We start from the raw sequence: 15,895 nt of genomic DNA on the forward strand, positions 1-15,895 counted from the left end.
GGTATTGCAGGGCGCCGCAGCCGTTTCTTCCTGCGTTATGAACACCACCCGGGTCAGACCGCGTCCTGCAGCGGCTCCGGAAGCGCCGAGACGAAGGCGCGAGCCGCCGCGCTCGGCCGCTCCGGCACCGCCACCATCGTCCGCCACACCAGCAGCGGGTCGGCGAGGGCCACGGCCCGCAGCCCCGCCGGGCGCTTCTGCGCGAAGTGCGCCGGCACAACGGCGATACCCATCCCGTACTCGACCAGGTCGAGCAGCGTGTGCACGTCGTTCACCTCGAGTTCGACCTCAAAGCCGAGCCCGTGCGCCGCGAACGCCCGCGCGGCCAAGAGGCTCGCCGCCCAGTGCTCCTGCAGCCCGACGATCGTCTCACCCGCCAGATCCGGGATGCGGCAGCCGACGCGGCCGGCGAGGGGGTGCCCCGGGCGCACCAGCACGGCGAAGCCCTCGCTCGCAAGCGGGAGCGTCCGCACACCGCTGGGCACAGCACCGATGTCGGCAACGAGCGCCAGGTCGAGACGGCCGGCGGCAACGGAGTCGAGCAGGGTGCCGGACCCCTCGTGGATCAGCCGCAGCGCGACTCCCGGGTGCTGCTCGCGGAAGGTCGCCAGCTCGCGAGGCAGATGCACGCCGCCCAGGCACTCCTCCGTGCCGACCGCGAGGCTCCCGCGGAGCACCCCCTGCACGGCGAGCACCGCGTCACGGGCAGCGAGGGCGCTGGCGACGGTCCGCTCCGACTCCGCGAGCATCGCCCGGCCAGCCGGCGTCAGCTCGACGCGGCGGGTGCTGCGGGTGAACAGGGGGCTACCCAGCTCGCTCTCGAGCGCGCGGATCGACGCCGAGAGCCCCGATTGCGAGATCTGCAGGGCGCTCGCGGCGCGGGTGAAGTGCTGCTCCTTCGCGACGGCGAGGAAGTGTTCGAGCTGACGCAGTTCCATACGTCCATCCTCGTCGCGGGGACCGAGGAGCGGGAACCCGCTCAGGCGTCGGCGGCCGAGATCGCGAGCACGATCGCCGTCAGCGTCGTGCGCAGACGTTCCAGCGACTCCGTCTCGGACTCGTCCTCGAGGATCGACTGCTTCACCGCATTGTCGTACCCCGCCACCAGGAGTCGCACCGCGGTCGTCGCCTCCAGCGAGAACTCCCGCCGCACCTGGCGGAGCGCCCCGTGCACGATCTGCACGAGCGACGCGTCGAATCCCGCGCGGAAGTCGCGGTACTGGGGTGCGATCCTCGGGTCGCGCAGCGCCAGGAGCTCGAACTCCGACTCGACCACGCACCAGCGCCGGTTGTCGGTGGTCGGTCCCTGGAGGAAGTCGAGGATGACCACGGCGAGCGTCTCGGCGGTCAGCGGCTCGTCGGCAGAGACGACGCGTGGAATCGTGCGCCCCATCTGCTCGATGAGAGCGGTGACCCGGGCGCCGTTCTCCCGCTCCATCAGCGCGAAGAACAACTCCTCCTTCGTGGAGAAGTTGGAGTAGAAGGCACCGCGCGAGAATCCGGCGCGCTCGCAGATCTGCTCGACGGAGGCACTGTGCACGCCGGTCTCGGCGAACACGTCGTAGGCGGCGTCGAGCAGGCGCTCGCGGGTGCGTCCGCGGCGGGAGGTTTCGGGAGCGGTGGGGTCGATCGCGGTCATCCTCGCCTCCTGTCCGCTCTGTCAACACCTTCGACACCGATCACCCTATCCGATACATTTCCGTATCGAATACGGTGATGTATCGGATACGCTCGTGTATCGGAGTCGAGCTCCACTCCGGTACGCAGACGTATCTCCCCCCTCCCACCCCCGTCAGGAGACCGTGTGTCGTCGCTGCTCTACCGTCTCGGTCGTCGCGTGTACCGCGCCCACCGCCTCGTCGCCGTCCTGTGGCTGCTGATCGTGGTGGCGGGCGGCGGAGGCGCGCTGCTGCTCAATCAGGGCACCGACAACACGTTCTCCATCCCGGGCACCCAGTCGCAGACCGCGCTGGATCAGCTCGAACGCACCTTCCCCCAGGTCAGCGGAACGTCCGCGCGGTACGTCGTCGTCGCGCCTGAGGGAGGCAGCGTCCAGGACGCCGACGTGAAGGGACCGGTCGGCGACGCGGTCACCGCGCTCGGCGATGTCGACGAGGTCGCGGCGGTGACCGACCCCTACTCCGACAGCGTCTCCGGCACGATCTCCGAGGCCGGCAATGCCCTCGTCATCACCGCGCAGATGGACGGCTCCGCGACCACCACGAGCCCCGAGAGCCGCGACGCGCTGAAGGCCGAGGCGACGACCCTCCAGAACGCCTTGCCCGCCGGCTCCGTGGTCTCGCTCGGCGGCGACCTCTTCGCCCAGAACCTGCCCGGGGTGACGATCACCGAGGCGATCGGCCTCGTCGTCGCCCTCGTGGTGCTCGTGCTCACCTTCGGCTCGTTCCTCGCCGCCGGGATGCCGCTGGTCACCGCGCTGCTCGGCGTCGCCCTCTCGATGTCGGCGATCTTCATCGCCACCCGCTTCGCCTCGATCTCGTCGACGACGCCGCTCCTGGCCCTCATGCTGGGACTGGCGGTCGGCATCGACTACGCCCTCTTCATCATCAGCCGTCACCAGGACCAGTTGAAGCAGGGAATGGACCCGGAGGAGTCGACCGCGCGCGCAACGGCGACAGCCGGATCCGCCGTTGTCTTCGCCGGGCTGACCGTCATCATTGCGCTCGTCGGCCTCTCGGTTGCGGGCATCCCGTTCCTCACCACAATGGGCATCGCGGCTGCGGGCGGAGTCGCGATCGCCGTGGTCATCGCGCTCACCCTCACTCCCGCGCTGCTCGGGTTCGCTGGCGGGCGGCTCCGGCCCAAGGAGCGCCGCGCGAAAAAACGAGCCGCCAAGGCCACGGCCGCCTCGGGAGCCCACGCCGACCTCGCGGCCGTGGAGGACTCGACAGCGCCCTCGCCCGGCGGCCGCGCGCACGCCGAGGTCCCGCGCGGCTTCTTCCGCGGCTGGGTCCGGGTCGTCACCCGCTTCCCGATCGTCACGATCATCGCGGTGATCGGCGTGCTCGGAGTCGCCAGCATCCCGGCGCTCAGCCTCCGCCTCGCCCTGCCGGACGCCGGATACCAGGCCGAGGGCACGCCGGCGCGCGCCACCTACGACCTGCTCGCCGAGAACTTCGGCTCCGGATACAACGGCCCGCTCATCGTGACCGGCACGATCATCGGCTCGACCGATCCGCTCGGCCTGATGAACGACCTCAAGGGTGAGATCGAGAAGCTCGACGGAGTCGCCTCGGTGCCGCTCGCGACCCCGAACGAGACCGCCGACACCGGCATCATCCAGGTCATTCCGGAGGGCGGCCCCGACTCCGAGGCCACCAAGGCGCTGGTCGCCGAGATCCGCGACAAGCACGACGACTTCCAGCGGGAGTACGGCGTCGACCTCGCGGTGACCGGCCAGACCGCGGTCGGCATCGACATCTCGGACACGCTCGCCACGGCGCTCTTACCCTTCGGCCTGCTCGTGGTCGGCCTGTCGCTGGTGCTGCTGACGATGGTGTTCCGCTCGCTCTGGGTGCCGATCAAGGCGACGCTGGGCTACCTGCTCTCGGTGGGCGTCTCCTTCGGAGCCGTGGCGGCGGTGTTCGAGTGGGGCTGGTTCTCGGACGCGCTCCACGTCGACAAGACGGGCCCGATCATCAGTTTCATGCCGATCATCCTGATGGGCGTGCTCTTCGGCCTGGCAATGGACTACGAGGTGTTCCTGGTCTCGCGGATGCGCGAGGACTACGTGCACGGCCGCCCGGCGCGCGCCGCCGTCGAGTCGGGCTTCGTCGGCTCGGCCAAGGTGGTCACGGCCGCCGCGATCATCATGTTCTCGGTCTTCGCCGCCTTCGTGCCGGAGGGGGACACCAACATCAAGCCGATCGCGCTCGGCCTGGCCGTGGGCGTCTTCGTCGATGCCTTCATTGTGCGGATGACGCTGGTGCCCGCCGTGCTGCACCTGCTCGGTGACCGCGCCTGGCACATGCCGCGCTGGCTCGACCGAGTCCTCCCCTCCTTCGACGTCGAGGGCGAGGGCCTGACGAAGGAGCTCGCTCTCGCCGACTGGCCGGAGCCCGGATCCACCGACGTGATCGCCGCCGAGGGCCTCTGCCTCGACGGACCCGACGGACCCGTCTACCACGACGTCTCGCTGCGGGTCGCGCCGGGCTCCTCCCTGGTGGTGCACGGCCCGCACCGCACCGGCCGCACCGCACTGCTCCTGAGCATCGCCGGCCGCCTCGCCCCCGACTCCGGACGCCTGAAAGTCGCGGGCCTGGTCGTGCCGATCCGCTCCGCCGCCGTGCGCGGCCGGGTCGGGCTGGTGCGCCTGGCCGGAGCGGCCGACCCGGTCGCCGACGTGCGCTCCGTCCTGGAGTCGGCCCCGCCGATCCTGGTGCTCGATGACCTCGACACGGTCACCGATCCGCAACTGCGCGCCGCGATCCGGGCCGAGCTCGACGCCGCCCGTGCCGCCAACGACGCGTTCACCGTGGTCGCCTCCTCCGTCGACGCTGAGGCGCTCGACGACCTCCTCCCCTCCGACCGCGGCGTGCTCGCGGTCTCCCCCGCGGCGAAGCGCCGCGCGATCGCAAAGGTCCTCTGACAGATGGCTCTTCTCTCCCTCGAACGCCCCCGCGGCGGCACGAAGGTGTCCTGGCTGACCCTTCTCGGGATCGTCCTGGTCCCCCTCGTCATCGGCGGCCTCCTGGTGTGGGCGCTGTGGAACCCCACCGAGCGCCTCGACACGATCACGGCCGCCGTGGTCAACGAGGACACGCCCGTGGAGATCAACGGGCAGACCGTGCCGCTCGGGCGCCAGCTCGCGGCCGGACTCGTGACGGGCGGCACCGACTCTGCGAGCCCTGCCGCCCCCGCGTCCCCCTCGGCGAGCGCGACCCCGGTGCCGAACGTCTCCGGCTCGGACTCGACGGGCAACTTCACCTGGGTGCTCACCGACAAGGACGACGCCGCGAAGGGCCTCGCCGATGGCAGCTACGCGACCGTTGTGACCATCCCCTCCTCCTTCTCGGCCGCCGCCACCTCGTACTCCGGCGACGCCGAGAAGGCGACGAAGGCGACCATCGACATCGCCACCAGCGAGAAGGCCAAGCTCGTCGACGACGCCATCTCGGCCACCGTGACCAGCACCGCCACCTCGCTGCTGAACACGCAGCTCACCACCGCGTACCTCGAGAACGTCTACGTCGGCTTCAACACCCTGAACGAGCAGATCGGCCAGGCGGCCCAGGGCGCGGGCACACTCGCCGACGGCGCCGACCAGCTCGGCACCGGCGCCTCCACTCTCGCCGACGGTACGAGCGACCTCGCCGACGGCATCGATGCGCTGGCCACCGGCGCGTCCTCTCTGTCGGGCGGAGTCGCGCAGCTCGGCACCGGCGCCTCCTCCCTCGCCGACGGCGTAGGTCAGCTGGGCACCGGTGCGTCCGACCTCTCCGGCGGAGTCGCGCAGCTCGCCACGGGCGCGCGGGGCTCCGCCGGCGGGGCGACGCAGCTGCAGGGCGGCGCCACCGGCCTGGCGGACGGCCTCGACCAGTTGGCGGCGGGCGTGCAGAAGACGGGTGAGGGGACACAGCAGGTGGCGACCCTCAGCGCGGGAGCGGCGACGGCCACCGCGGAAACCCTGAAGGCCCTCACCGGTGTGCTCGCGAGCTGCGAGACGGAGCAGTGCAGCGCCGCGAAAGTCGTCATCGCCTCGGCGAACGGGCCGACGGGCGCGGTCACCCTGACCGGGCAGACCGCCGGAGCGGTCGCCGGGATCGACGCCGGGATCCGCACAGGCAGCGACGGTCAGCCCTCGCTGGTCGACGCGGTCGGCCGGTCCGCCGCGGGCGCCCGCACCCTCGCGGGCGGGATCGGCCAGCTCTCCGGCGGACTCTCTCAGCTCGCCTCCGGTGCCGAGGCCGCGGCCGGCGGCGCCGCGCAGCTCTCCTCCGGGGCAACCACCGCCGCGGCCGGCGCCCGCGACCTCGCGACCGGCGCGACCACCGCCGCGGGCGGCGCCGCCGACCTCGCCACGGGAGCGTCCTCCGCCGCCGACGGAGCGGACCAGCTCGCCGACGGCGCAAGCGGCGTTTCGGACGGGGCGGTGCAGCTCGCCGACGGCAGTCGCACGCTCGCCACGGGGCTCGACGCCGCCGTCGCGCAGCTGCCCAGCTACACCGAGTCGGAGTCGACGAACCTCGCCAACGTCGTCTCCGACCCGGTCGAGAACGCGAGGAGTACGAACGACCTGTTCGGGGCGTCCAGCGTCCCGTTCTTCGCCACGATCGCCCTCTGGCTCGGCGCCCTCGCGACCTTCCTGGTGCTCGCCGCGTTCTCGCACCGCGCGCTCTCCTCCACCCGCTCCTCCGCGGCACTCGCCCTCTCCTCCTCCCTGCCCGCGCTGGTGATCGGCGTCGTGCAGGGTCTCGCGGTCGCGACCGTGATGAGCAACGTCGCCGACCTGGAGCCGGGACGCTGGATCGGCTTCGCCCTGCTCTCGATGCTCGCCGGCGCCTCGTTCGCCGCGGTGAACCAGGGGCTCGTCGCGCTGCTCGGAGGGATCGGCCGCTTCCTGTCGATGGTCGCGGCGGTGATCGGGCTCGGCGCGGGCATCATCTCGACGGTCCCCGGCCTGTTCGACGACGTGCTCGGGTTCCTGCCGCTGTCGGCGGCGCAGAACGCGCTGTCCGGAGTGGTCGAAGGGACGGAGGGAACGGCCGGCGCGGTCGTCGGCCTGGTGATCTGGCTGCTGTTCGGCCTGCTGCTGACCGTCGCCGCGATCGCCCGCCGTCGGGTTGTCCCGGTCCGTGCCCTGCATCGCACCGCGGAGGCGTAGCCCGCTCACCACGCCTGCCCGACCAAGGCTTGTCGGTCATCTCGTGCCGCCCTCCCCGAGCGAGGGCGGGTGGCACGGGGATCGCGCCGTGTCCGCGCCTCAGGGACGTCCGCCACATCCTGGGGGTTACCCTGACGCGGTGGAATCGGTACCAACGGGGATCCGGACACGGCGGGTCTACAGCCCGTCCGTCGTCCTCCGCGTGCGTACCCTCCTGCGGCGGCTGATCGGCGCGCTGCTCGCTGCGGTGCTCATCCCGTTCGCGATCCTGGCCGATCGCCGCGGCGTCCTCGACGAGTCAACGCTCTCGCTCGGTCTCCTCGCCCTCACCGTCGTGATCGGGCTGGTCTCGGCGGTGTCCCTCTTCATCGTCACTCCCACCCGCGTGATCACCACCGAGACGCAGGTCGTGCTGATGCGCGGCCACCGCCGCCGCGAGCAGTGGCCGCGCCGCTCGGTGCGCTTCGCCGAGTCGAGCGACGGCGACGGCTTCGTCGCCTGGTGCCGCGGCGATGGGATCGAGGTCCGCTGCGCGCACTTTCGACCAGAGGACTTCGCCACCCTGCTCGCCGACCTCCGCGCCGTCGCACGTGTCCGCGACGCCGTACCGCCCGAGCTGGCGGGTTCCGCCTCCGCCGTGCTCTTCCGTCCGCACCGGGCACCGTTGCGCCGACGCGCCGTCGCCCTGGTCGTGGTGGCGACCGAGGCGTTCGCCGCGGGTGTCCTGGCCGTCGCCCTCGCCGATGCCCCGTCCGGCGGTCGCGCGCAGATCGTCCTCGGAGCAGTGATCGTGGCGCTCTCGCTGCCTCTGGGCCTCGTCGCCGCTCGGCTGGCGCTGCGGCCCGGACTGCCCGGCTCGATTGTGGTGTCGGAGTCGGCCATCCAGATCGATGGACTGGTCTTCCCTCTCGAGGCGTTGCGTTCCGTGGTCGCCTCGAGCCCCACGGGGAGCCGCAGCCTCCGCCTGACCCTCACGGAGACGAACGGCCGCATCACCGAGGTGCCCCTCGGCCTGCGGCTGCCGACGTTGCGGCGCGACCAGCTCTTCCCCGATTATCCGCTGCTGCTCGGCGTTCTGCGCGAGCGCACGGCGGGGCTACTGCGGATCGAGGGCTGACGCCGTCGCCGCGGTGCCGCCCCGAGCGGCGCCTCAGTCCTCGGCGCCGTCGGCGATGCGCTGGTGGTGGTGGATGACCTCGGCGACGATGAAGCCGAGGAACTTCTCGGCGAACGCCGGATCGAGGTGCGACTCCTCGGCGAGCGCTCGAAGTCGCGCGATCTGACGAGCCTCACGATCGAGATCGGCCGGGGGCAGACCGTGCGCGGCCTTGAGCTTGCCGACCTTCTGCGTGAACTTGAACCGCTCGGCGAGCAGGTGGATCACCGCCGCATCGATGTTGTCGATGCTCTGACGGATCTGCACGAGCTCGGCGCGCGCCTGGGACTCCTCGGGAGTGATGTCAACGGTCATGGCGGGACCCTAACGGACCGGTGCGGCTTCGAGCTGCGATCGGCGCGCGACGACGGCCCCTACCCGACTTTCGGGAGGGGCCGTCACGAGGGGCGGGTCAGTCGACCAGGTTGATCTGCACGGGGATGTTCCCGCGGGTGGCGTTGGAGTACGGGCAGAGCTGGTGCGCCGCGTCGGCGACCTTCTGCGCGTCCTCGGCACTCGCCTTCGGGACGTACACGTCGAGCTCGACCGCGAGGGCGAAGCCGTCCGAGTCGTTCTTGCCGATGGAGACGCTGGCCGAGACGGCCGCATCGGTCGTGTCGATCTTCAGCTGACGGCCGGCTCCGTGCAGGGCGCTGAGGAAGCAGGCGGAGTAGCCGGCCGCGAACAGCTGCTCGGGGTTGGTCCCCTCGCCGGAACCGCCGAGCTCCTGCGGGGCGCGGGTATCGAGGTCGAGCCGGTCGTCCTCAGTGCGGACGTGGCCGTCGCGTCCTCCACCGGAGGCGTGGGCGATGGCGGTGTAGAGAGCATCCATCTCCCCATCCCACCACCCGGCCGCCGTGAGTCAGGTGAACGTGGAAGACACGTCCTGCGTTCTCCCGGAAATCCGGCCCGAGAACTCCCGAGGAGCCGTCAAGCCCCTCCCGCGCCGCGCCGTCCGGGTGTGCGGTGGAGGGACACCGACCCCACCGGCGCGAGCCGGAGAACGGAGACGAACATGCGAGCGCTCACGTGGCAGGGCATCGAGAAGGTTTCGGTCGAAACCGTCCCGGACCCCCGCATCCAGCAGCCGACCGACGCGATCATCCGGATCACCTCGACCGCGATCTGCGGCTCCGACCTGCACCTGTACCGACTCCTCGGGCCCTACCTCGACAAGGGCGACGTGCTCGGGCACGAGCCGATGGGCATCGTGGAGGAGGTGGGCACCGCGATCACCTCGCTGCGGGTGGGAGACCGAGTCGTCGTCCCCTTCAACATCGCCTGTGGCGACTGCTTCCCGTGCCGTCGCGGCCTGCAGTCGCAGTGCGAGACGACGCAGGTGACCGAGTACGGCTCCGGAGCGGCGCTGTTCGGTTACACGAAGATGTACGGCCAGGTCCCCGGCGGACAAGCCGAGCTGCTGCGCGTGCCGCTCGCCGACTACAACACAATCGTCGTCGGCACCGACCTACCGGACGAGCGCTACTTGTTCCTCAGCGACATCGTGCCCACGGCCTGGCAGGGCGTGGAGTACGCGCAGGTTCCCGACGGCGGGACACTGGTCGTCTTCGGGCTCGGGCCGGTCGGCCAGTTCGCCGCGCGGATCGGCGTGCACCGCGGCTACCGTGTGCTCGCGGTGGAGCCGGTGGCCGAGCGGCGCGCGATGGCCGAGCGGTACGGCGTGGAGACGTTCGATCTCTCCGACGACATCACCGCCCAGCTGCGCGACCTGACCGACGGGCGCGGTCCCGACTCCGTCCTCGACGCCGTCGGCATGGAGGCGCACGGCTCGCCGGTCGGCTCCTTCGCGCAGACGATGGCCGGCCTGCTCCCCGATCCGCTCGCCCGCAAGGCGATGGACACGGTCGGCGTCGACCGGCTCGCCGCGGTGCACGCCTCGCTCGACCTGGTACGCCGCGGCGGGACCGTCTCGCTGAGCGGGGTCTACGGCGGCGAGGCCGACCCGATGCCGCTCAAGTCGATGTTCGACAAGCAGGTGACGATGCGGATGGGCCAGTGCAACGTGAAACGCTGGATCGACGACCTGCTGCCGCTGGTCGAGGACTCGTCCGATCCGCTCGGCGTGCTGGACCTCGTGACCCACCGGGCACCCCTCGAGGACGCTCCGGCCCTGTACGAGACCTTCCAGAAGAAGGAGGACGGCTGCATCAAGGTCGTCCTGCAGCCGTAGCGGAGACGACGAAGGCGGCGCCCCGTCAAGGGAGCGCCGCCTCCGCCGTGGTGTGCAGACCTACTTGAAAACGTCCTTGACGTCCTCGCCGGTCTTCTTGACCGAGGCCGCAGCCTGGTCCTTCTGGCCTTCGGCCTTCAGGCTGTCGTCGTTCTTGTGGTCGCCCAGGGCTTCCTTCGCCTTGCCGGCGATATCCTGAGCGGCGTTCTTGATCTTGTCATCGAGCCCCATGGTGGTGCCTCCTTCGCTGATCGTTGGCCCGACCGTAGGACCCTGAACTGCCCGCTTCCTGAGAGCCGACAGGGGCTTGCCCGGGCACCCTCCGGGCTGCCATGCTTCTCGCCCTCGACCGGAGCCGACCGGCCGAGGGCGCGCGGTCAGGTCGCCGGGGTGGCGGACTCCGACGGGGCCGACTGTGAAGGCGCGTTCGTGGGCGTCTGCGTCGAACCATCGTCGGCACTGGTGGGCACCGCACTCCCGGACTGGATCGGAGTCTGGGCGTCACCGGTGCAGCCCGCCAGCAGCCCGATGGCGAGAGCGGAGGCGCCGAGCGCTCCGAGGATCCGCGAGGTGCTCACTTGCCCGTCACCGCGTCCTTCACAGCCCCGACCGCCTTCTCGACCAGGTTCGGCTTCGGGTCGGTGCCGTAGAAGCGCTCGTCCGGCTGGGTGGGCGGCGGCATCGGCACTCCACCGCCGGGCTCGGCGACACGATAGCTGAACTCGCCCTTGCCGTCGGGGGTCGGACCCGAGGCCCACGTACCGTCGGCGGCCGCTGCTCCGTCTGAGAAGTTGATGTACTCGTACGACACCGAGCGCTCCTCCTTCGAGATCGGGAAGTTCGAGGGCACCGGCAGATCCTCCTTGCCCTCCGCGCGCAGCTCGGCAGCCGCCGCGATCCACTGGTTCTGGTGCATCGTGTCGCGAGCCAGGAGGAACGACAGGAGGTCGCGCACGCCGTGGTCGTCGGTCATGTGGTAGAGCCGAGCAACCTGGAGGCGGCCCTGCATCTCGGCGTTCGCGTTCGCGGTGAAGTCGGCAAGCAAGTTGCCGCTCGCGGTGATGTACGACCCCTGCCACGGGTTGCCCATACTGTCGACGGGGCGCACACCGGCACCGGCGACAATGGCGTGCTGCACGTCGGAGCCGCCGATAACTGCCGCGAGCACCGGGTCCTTCTTCATCGCGTCCTCGGACTGCTCGATCGGCGCCTTCTCGAGCAGCTGCGCGATCATCACGGCGATCATCTCGACGTGGCCGAACTCCTCGGCGCCGATGCCGAACAGCAAGTCCCGGTATTTGCCCGGATCGTGGGAATTCCAGGCCTGGAAGCCGTACTGCATCGCCACGGTGATCTCGCCGTACTGGCCGCCGAGCACCTCCTGGAAGCGGCGGGCGAAGACGGCGTCGGGCTTGGAGGGGGAGGCCGTGAACTGGAGTTCCTGACGGTGGAAGAACATGACGAAGTACCTTTCGTACCTTTCCGGTGTGGCCGGGCGGAGCCGGACGCGGACGTCCGAGGTCTGTGTCTTCGACGCTAGGCAGCCCAGTTGGAGGGCCAGAAGGGGCTTGACGAAGGCCGGGAGCAATCTCGGCGCGATCGTGCGAACCCGGTCGCGGGGGCGCGGGATGGTAGCCGCTTCGAGGGTCGTTCGCTATGCCCTTTCCGCTGTTCGAGCGCCCGCCCAGACTGGCGACGCCGGCACGCACTTACCCCCACTCGATCCTGGAAGGGACAGACGATGTCGAACATCGATCCCGATTCACCTCCGTTCGGAGACGGCGCCGCGAACTTCGGCGCGACCGAGACCCCCGCCGAGAGTGGGGCGCACACCGCCTCCCTCGGCGCGTACTCCTCCTCCTCCTCCGACTCCCCCTCGAGCAGCGCTACCGACACCGCGAAGGAGGCAGCCGGCACCGCGAAGGAGCAGGCCGGCGCCGTCGCCGATGATGCGAAGCAGGCCGCGAGCGACGTGCTGTCAGCAGGCAAGGACGAGGCAGCCAACGTCGTCCAGGAGGCGAAGGTTCAGGTCAAGGATCTCCTCGACCAGAGCCGCAGCCAGCTGACGGAGCAGGCGCACTCGCAGAAGGAGAACGCCGCCAAGGGCGCGCGCGCCTTCAGCGATGACCTCACTGCTCTCGCGAACGGCGAGGGCGGTCAGGACAACATGGCCGCGAACCTCGTGTCGCAGGCTGCCTCCCGTGCCCAGGGCGTCGCCCAGTGGCTGGAAAACCGGGACCCGTCGCAGCTGCTCGACGACGTGCGCTCGTTCGCGCGCCGCCGGCCGGGCGCCTTCATCCTGATCGCTGCCGCGACCGGCCTCGTGGGCGGACGTCTGATTCGGGCGCTGACCGCCGAGGCGAAGGACGAGAAGGAGGCAGCAACGGGGCGCACCGACGGCCCCGAGTACGACGCTCCCGCCGCCGACTCGCTCGCGTACGACGCTCCCGCCGCCTCGGCCTACGGCACGGTCGGCTCACGCTCGCTCGAGCGCGACTACGCCCCGACCGAGCCCGTCGCTGATCCGCTCGACGGCGGCTTCCCGAATGGCGGACGGCTGTGACCGATCCGACGGGCGTCCACCGCTCGCCGCAGACGCCCGATGAGCGGGCGGGCTCGACGTCGCTGGGCGACCTGCTCAGTGAGGTCTCGCGCGATCTCTCCACGCTGATCCGCCAGGAAATGGCGCTCGCGAAGGCGGAACTCAAGGAGTCCGCAAGCAAGGCGGGTAAGGGAGCGGGTCTGCTCGGTGGGGCGGGTTACGCCGCACTGATGGCCGTGCTGTTCCTCTCGATCGCCCTCTGGTGGGGGCTGGGCACTCTGATCGGTAATGGCTGGTCCGGAGTGGTCGTTGCCGTGATCTGGGCGATCGTCGCCGCGATCCTTTACGCCGTGGGCCGCAAGAGCCTGAAGCAGGTCGACGGTGCTCCCGAAACGGTCGACTCCCTCAAGAAGATTCCCGACACCCTCAAGCCGAACGGGGCAGGACGATGACGTACGACGCAGGACTGAACAAGACGCCGGAGCAGGGAAAGACACCCGAGCAGATCCGCGCGGATATCGAGCGCACCCGGCTGGAGCTCGGCGGTGACGTCGACGCACTGGCTGAAAAGGTCAGCCCGAGCGCCATCGCGCAGCGGCAGACCGATAAGGTCCGCGCGGCCGTGGGCTCTGTCCGCGACCGGGTGATGGGCTCGGCGCAGGATGCCTCAGACTCGCTCTCGAGCGGAGCCGGCTCGGCGAAGGCCAAGGCCGAGGGCAACCCGTTCGCCGTGGGTTTGATCGCCTTCGGCGCGGGGCTGCTCGTGGCCTCGCTGATCCCTGCGTCCAGCAAGGAGAAGGAGGCGGCGAGCCGCGTCAAGGAGCAGGCCCAGCCGGTCGTCGACACCGTGACGGACGCAGCGAAGGAGGCGGCCGGCGAGCTGCGCGAGCCGGCGCAGCAGGCCTTCGCCGCGGTCAAGGACACCGCGACCGACGCCGCGCAGAACGTCAAGGAGGCGGGCTCCTCGGCCGCCGGCGATGTGCAGGACTCGGCCCGCGAGGCCAAGCACGCCGTCCAGGAGGACGTGCAGCGCTGATCGGTCGGCGCTGATCCGTCGGCGCTGATCCGTCGGCGCTGACAGGGCGGTGGGCCTCCGGGCCCGCCGCCCTTCGGCGTCTCCGGGGCGCGACGGCCGATCCGATCACTGCCGCCCGCGCGGATGGATAGGCGCATCCCACCTCGGGAACGGTGCATAAAAACCAGGCAAAGACTCTTCCGGGAACTCGGCAGTATCCCGCGACGCAACCGCATCAAACAACACGTGAGCATCATTCGTCCAGAACAATTCGCTGTACACCTGGATTGAATATTGGCCACTCGCCTGGATGAAGTAGTTGATCCGATAACCGTCACCCGTGATCCCCCACAGATCAGCACTCTCCAACGTCTCCCGAACAAAGTACTTCCACCCCTGTTCCTCGAAGTACGCCACCATCGGATCCAAATCCGACTTCTCCCCCTGAGCACCTGGCGGCTCGATGATCCGAGTGCACGTAATGTAGTAGCTGTTCTCACCGGTGCCACCCGGAAGACCACCCCCGACACCGCCGTTGTACCCCTCCTCGGGCAGCGTCTCCCCACCATTCCACCTCCACACACCATCACTGATCCGCAACTGCGCATCCCGCAACAACTCCTGCGCATGCACGTAACGCTGCGCATTCAGCTCAAACTCCTGCTCCAACGTCAGACCCGCCACCTCCGCCCGCGTCATCCCCGCCGCATCCCGCCGCTGTGTCATGAAGTTCGACGAACACGCCGACAAAACGACAACGGCCACGAGAACGCCAGTGATCCTCGCAAGAACTTTCCGAGAGGTCATTGGCGACCCAGCGGACGGATCGGGTTATCCCAGCGCGGAAACGGGACGTACACGCCCGGAAGCGACTCCTCGAGGAACGGATCGTAATCCCGAGACGCGACAGCCTCGAACAACGCATGGGCATCATTCGTCCAGAACAGTTCGCTGTAGACTTGGATCGAGTACTGACCACTGGTCTGAATGAAATAGTTGACCCGATAACCGTCGCCGGTGATTCCCCACAGATCAGCACTCCACGACGTCTCGCGGATAAAATACTCCCAACCGCGCTCCTCGAAATACGCCACCATCGGATCCAGATCCGCCCTCTCCCCATGAGCGCCCGACGGCTTGATGATTCGAGCGCCCTGGACGTAGTAACTGTTCTCACCGGTCCCACCCGGAAGACCACCCCCGACACCACCGTTGAACCCCTCCTCAGGCAGCGTCTCCCCACCATTCCACCTCCACACACCATCACTGATCCGCAACTGCGCATCCCGCAACACCTCGTTCATATGCACATAGTGCTGCGCATTCAGCTCGAACTCCTGCTCCAACGTCAAACCCGCCACCTCCGCCCGCGTCATCCCCGCCGCATCCCGCCGCTGCACCGACGCGTCAGGCCAGCACCCCAACAGGACGAAGAGGGCCACGAAAACCCCAGCAATCCGCGCGAGAACTCTCCGGCCTGTCACTGCCGACCCAGCGGACGAATCGGATTATCCCAGCGCGGGAAAGGCACATACACGCCGGGAAGCGACTCCTCAAGAAATGGATCATAATCGCGAGATGCGACAGCCTCGAACAGGGCGTGAGCATCATTCGTCCAAAACAGTTCGCTGTACACCCTGATCGAATACACTCCGCTCGCTTGGATGAAGTACTTAATCCGATAACCGTCACCCGTGATCCCCCACAGATCAGCACTCTCCAACGTCTCCCGAACAAAGTACTTCCACCCCTGTTCCTCGAAGTACGCCACCATCGGATCCAAATCCGACTTCTCCCCCTGAGCACCTGGCGGCTCGATGATCCGAGCGCACGTAACGTAGTAGCTGTTCTCACCGTTACCACCCGGAAGACCACCCCCGACACCACCGTTAAACCCCTCCTCAGGCAGCGTCTCCCCACCATTCCACCTCCACACACCATCACTGATCCGCAACTGCGCATCCCGCAACAACTCCTGCGCATGCACGTAATGCTGCGCATTCAGCTCGAACTCCTCCTCCAACGTCAGACCCGCCACCTCCGCCCGCGTCATCCCCGCCGCATCCCGCCGCTGTGTCATGAAGTTCCCCTTTCCATCCAATCCGCACCCACAGACCAGCATCATCAGCAGCGCCGTCGCCAGCACG

17 protein-coding genes are annotated in these 15,895 nt (G+C 69.3%); 7 read left to right on the forward strand and 10 right to left on the reverse strand.

Annotated elements, in window-relative coordinates:
• Positions 1–53: 53 nt before the first annotated feature.
• Together A6122_RS13915 and A6122_RS13920 are read right to left on the reverse strand one after the other, a co-directional pair.
• Positions 54–938 carry a LysR family transcriptional regulator gene (locus A6122_RS13915; RefSeq protein WP_068256068.1) on the reverse strand — a complete coding sequence of 295 codons (885 nt, stop codon included), beginning with the start codon at positions 936–938 and terminating at the stop codon, positions 54–56.
• Positions 939–979: 41 nt separating this feature from the next.
• Positions 980–1,639: a TetR/AcrR family transcriptional regulator gene (locus tag A6122_RS13920; RefSeq protein WP_068256071.1), complete on the reverse strand. Its 660-nt coding sequence runs from the start codon at positions 1,637–1,639 to the stop codon at positions 980–982.
• A 165-nt stretch (positions 1,640–1,804) separates the two neighbouring features.
• On the opposite strand from A6122_RS13920, the gene A6122_RS13925 reads away from it, so the two are divergent.
• From A6122_RS13925 to A6122_RS13935, 3 genes are all read left to right on the forward strand, one after another.
• Entirely contained in the window at positions 1,805–4,609 is a 2,805-nt protein-coding gene (locus A6122_RS13925; protein ID WP_068256074.1) for an MMPL family transporter, read from the forward strand.
• 3 nt (positions 4,610–4,612) lie between these two features.
• Positions 4,613–6,844, forward strand: coding sequence for a YhgE/Pip domain-containing protein (locus A6122_RS13930; RefSeq protein WP_068256076.1), 2,232 nt, complete (start codon positions 4,613–4,615; stop codon positions 6,842–6,844).
• Positions 6,845–6,983: 139 nt separating this feature from the next.
• Positions 6,984–7,961: a hypothetical protein gene (locus A6122_RS13935; protein ID WP_104261813.1), complete on the forward strand. Its 978-nt coding sequence runs from the start codon at positions 6,984–6,986 to the stop codon at positions 7,959–7,961.
• Between the two features lie 33 nt (positions 7,962–7,994).
• Here the strand turns inward: A6122_RS13935 and A6122_RS13940 are convergent, their stop codons facing one another.
• Positions 7,995–8,315, reverse strand: a complete 321-nt coding sequence (locus A6122_RS13940) for a chorismate mutase (RefSeq protein WP_068256082.1) — start codon at positions 8,313–8,315, stop codon at positions 7,995–7,997.
• Between the two features lie 97 nt (positions 8,316–8,412).
• Positions 8,413–8,832, reverse strand: a complete 420-nt coding sequence (locus A6122_RS13945) for an organic hydroperoxide resistance protein (protein ID WP_068256085.1) — start codon at positions 8,830–8,832, stop codon at positions 8,413–8,415.
• A gap of 183 nt (positions 8,833–9,015) precedes the next feature.
• Between A6122_RS13945 and A6122_RS13950 the strand changes: the two genes are divergently transcribed.
• Positions 9,016–10,191, forward strand: a complete 1,176-nt coding sequence (locus A6122_RS13950; protein ID WP_068256088.1) for a zinc-dependent alcohol dehydrogenase — start codon at positions 9,016–9,018, stop codon at positions 10,189–10,191.
• Between the two features lie 60 nt (positions 10,192–10,251).
• On the opposite strand, the gene A6122_RS13955 is transcribed toward A6122_RS13950, so the two are convergent.
• The 3 genes from A6122_RS13955 to A6122_RS13965 all read right to left on the reverse strand — a co-directional run bounded on the left by A6122_RS13955 (position 10,252) and on the right by A6122_RS13965 (position 11,650).
• Entirely contained in the window at positions 10,252–10,422 is a 171-nt protein-coding gene (locus A6122_RS13955) for a CsbD family protein (RefSeq protein ID WP_068256091.1), read from the reverse strand.
• 146 nt (positions 10,423–10,568) lie between these two features.
• On the reverse strand, positions 10,569–10,769 hold the full coding sequence (locus A6122_RS13960; protein WP_068256094.1) for a hypothetical protein: 201 nt from the start codon (positions 10,767–10,769) through the stop codon (positions 10,569–10,571).
• A complete protein-coding gene (locus A6122_RS13965) occupies positions 10,766–11,650 on the reverse strand; it encodes a manganese catalase (RefSeq protein ID WP_068256096.1) in 885 nt (294 codons plus the stop codon). Before A6122_RS13965 ends, A6122_RS13960 begins: the two co-directional genes overlap by 4 nt.
• A 282-nt stretch (positions 11,651–11,932) precedes the next feature.
• Between A6122_RS13965 and A6122_RS13970 the strand changes: the two genes are divergently transcribed.
• Genes A6122_RS13970 through A6122_RS13980 form a run of 3 tightly spaced genes read left to right on the forward strand, consistent with a single transcriptional unit; the run spans position 11,933 to position 13,769 of the window.
• Positions 11,933–12,754, forward strand: coding sequence for a hypothetical protein (locus A6122_RS13970; protein ID WP_068256099.1), 822 nt, complete (start codon positions 11,933–11,935; stop codon positions 12,752–12,754).
• Positions 12,751–13,185: a phage holin family protein gene (locus tag A6122_RS13975; protein ID WP_068256102.1), complete on the forward strand. Its 435-nt coding sequence runs from the start codon at positions 12,751–12,753 to the stop codon at positions 13,183–13,185. The genes A6122_RS13970 and A6122_RS13975 overlap by 4 nt, the downstream gene beginning before the upstream one ends.
• Positions 13,182–13,769 (forward strand): DUF3618 domain-containing protein, encoded by a 588-nt coding sequence (locus A6122_RS13980; RefSeq protein WP_068256105.1) that lies wholly within the window; start codon positions 13,182–13,184, stop codon positions 13,767–13,769. The genes A6122_RS13975 and A6122_RS13980 overlap by 4 nt, the downstream gene beginning before the upstream one ends.
• 105 nt (positions 13,770–13,874) lie before the next feature.
• On the opposite strand, the gene A6122_RS13985 is transcribed toward A6122_RS13980, so the two are convergent.
• Genes A6122_RS13985 through A6122_RS13995 form a run of 3 tightly spaced genes read right to left on the reverse strand, consistent with a single transcriptional unit; the run spans position 13,875 to position 15,894 of the window.
• Entirely contained in the window at positions 13,875–14,513 is a 639-nt protein-coding gene (locus A6122_RS13985; RefSeq protein ID WP_068256106.1) for a hypothetical protein, read from the reverse strand.
• 38 nt (positions 14,514–14,551) lie between these two features.
• Positions 14,552–15,190, reverse strand: coding sequence for a hypothetical protein (locus A6122_RS13990; RefSeq protein ID WP_068256107.1), 639 nt, complete (start codon positions 15,188–15,190; stop codon positions 14,552–14,554).
• Between the two features lie 38 nt (positions 15,191–15,228).
• On the reverse strand, positions 15,229–15,894 hold the full coding sequence (locus tag A6122_RS13995) for a hypothetical protein (protein WP_068256112.1): 666 nt from the start codon (positions 15,892–15,894) through the stop codon (positions 15,229–15,231).
• Position 15,895: the final 1 nt, after the last annotated feature.

This window comes from Rathayibacter tritici (assembly GCF_001641005.1).
GTDB classification, from domain to species: Bacteria; Actinomycetota; Actinomycetes; order Actinomycetales; family Microbacteriaceae; genus Rathayibacter; species Rathayibacter tritici.

What these genes read in the sequence shown, in the direction of transcription:
- A6122_RS13970 (WP_068256099.1), top strand. Translation starts at nt 11,933, where the DNA reads ATGTCGAACATCGATCCCGATTCACCTCCGTTCGGAGACGGCGCCGCG.
- A6122_RS13955 (WP_068256091.1), bottom strand. Translation starts at nt 10,422, where the DNA reads ATGGGGCTCGATGACAAGATCAAGAACGCCGCTCAGGATATCGCCGGC.
- A6122_RS13920 (WP_068256071.1), bottom strand. Translation starts at nt 1,639, where the DNA reads ATGACCGCGATCGACCCCACCGCTCCCGAAACCTCCCGCCGCGGACGC.
- A6122_RS13915 (WP_068256068.1), bottom strand. Translation starts at nt 938, where the DNA reads ATGGAACTGCGTCAGCTCGAACACTTCCTCGCCGTCGCGAAGGAGCAG.
- A6122_RS13940 (WP_068256082.1), bottom strand. Translation starts at nt 8,315, where the DNA reads ATGACCGTTGACATCACTCCCGAGGAGTCCCAGGCGCGCGCCGAGCTC.
- A6122_RS13950 (WP_068256088.1), top strand. Translation starts at nt 9,016, where the DNA reads ATGCGAGCGCTCACGTGGCAGGGCATCGAGAAGGTTTCGGTCGAAACC.
- A6122_RS13965 (WP_068256096.1), bottom strand. Translation starts at nt 11,650, where the DNA reads ATGTTCTTCCACCGTCAGGAACTCCAGTTCACGGCCTCCCCCTCCAAG.
- A6122_RS13930 (WP_068256076.1), top strand. Translation starts at nt 4,613, where the DNA reads ATGGCTCTTCTCTCCCTCGAACGCCCCCGCGGCGGCACGAAGGTGTCC.
- A6122_RS13945 (WP_068256085.1), bottom strand. Translation starts at nt 8,832, where the DNA reads ATGGATGCTCTCTACACCGCCATCGCCCACGCCTCCGGTGGAGGACGC.
- A6122_RS13980 (WP_068256105.1), top strand. Translation starts at nt 13,182, where the DNA reads ATGACGTACGACGCAGGACTGAACAAGACGCCGGAGCAGGGAAAGACA.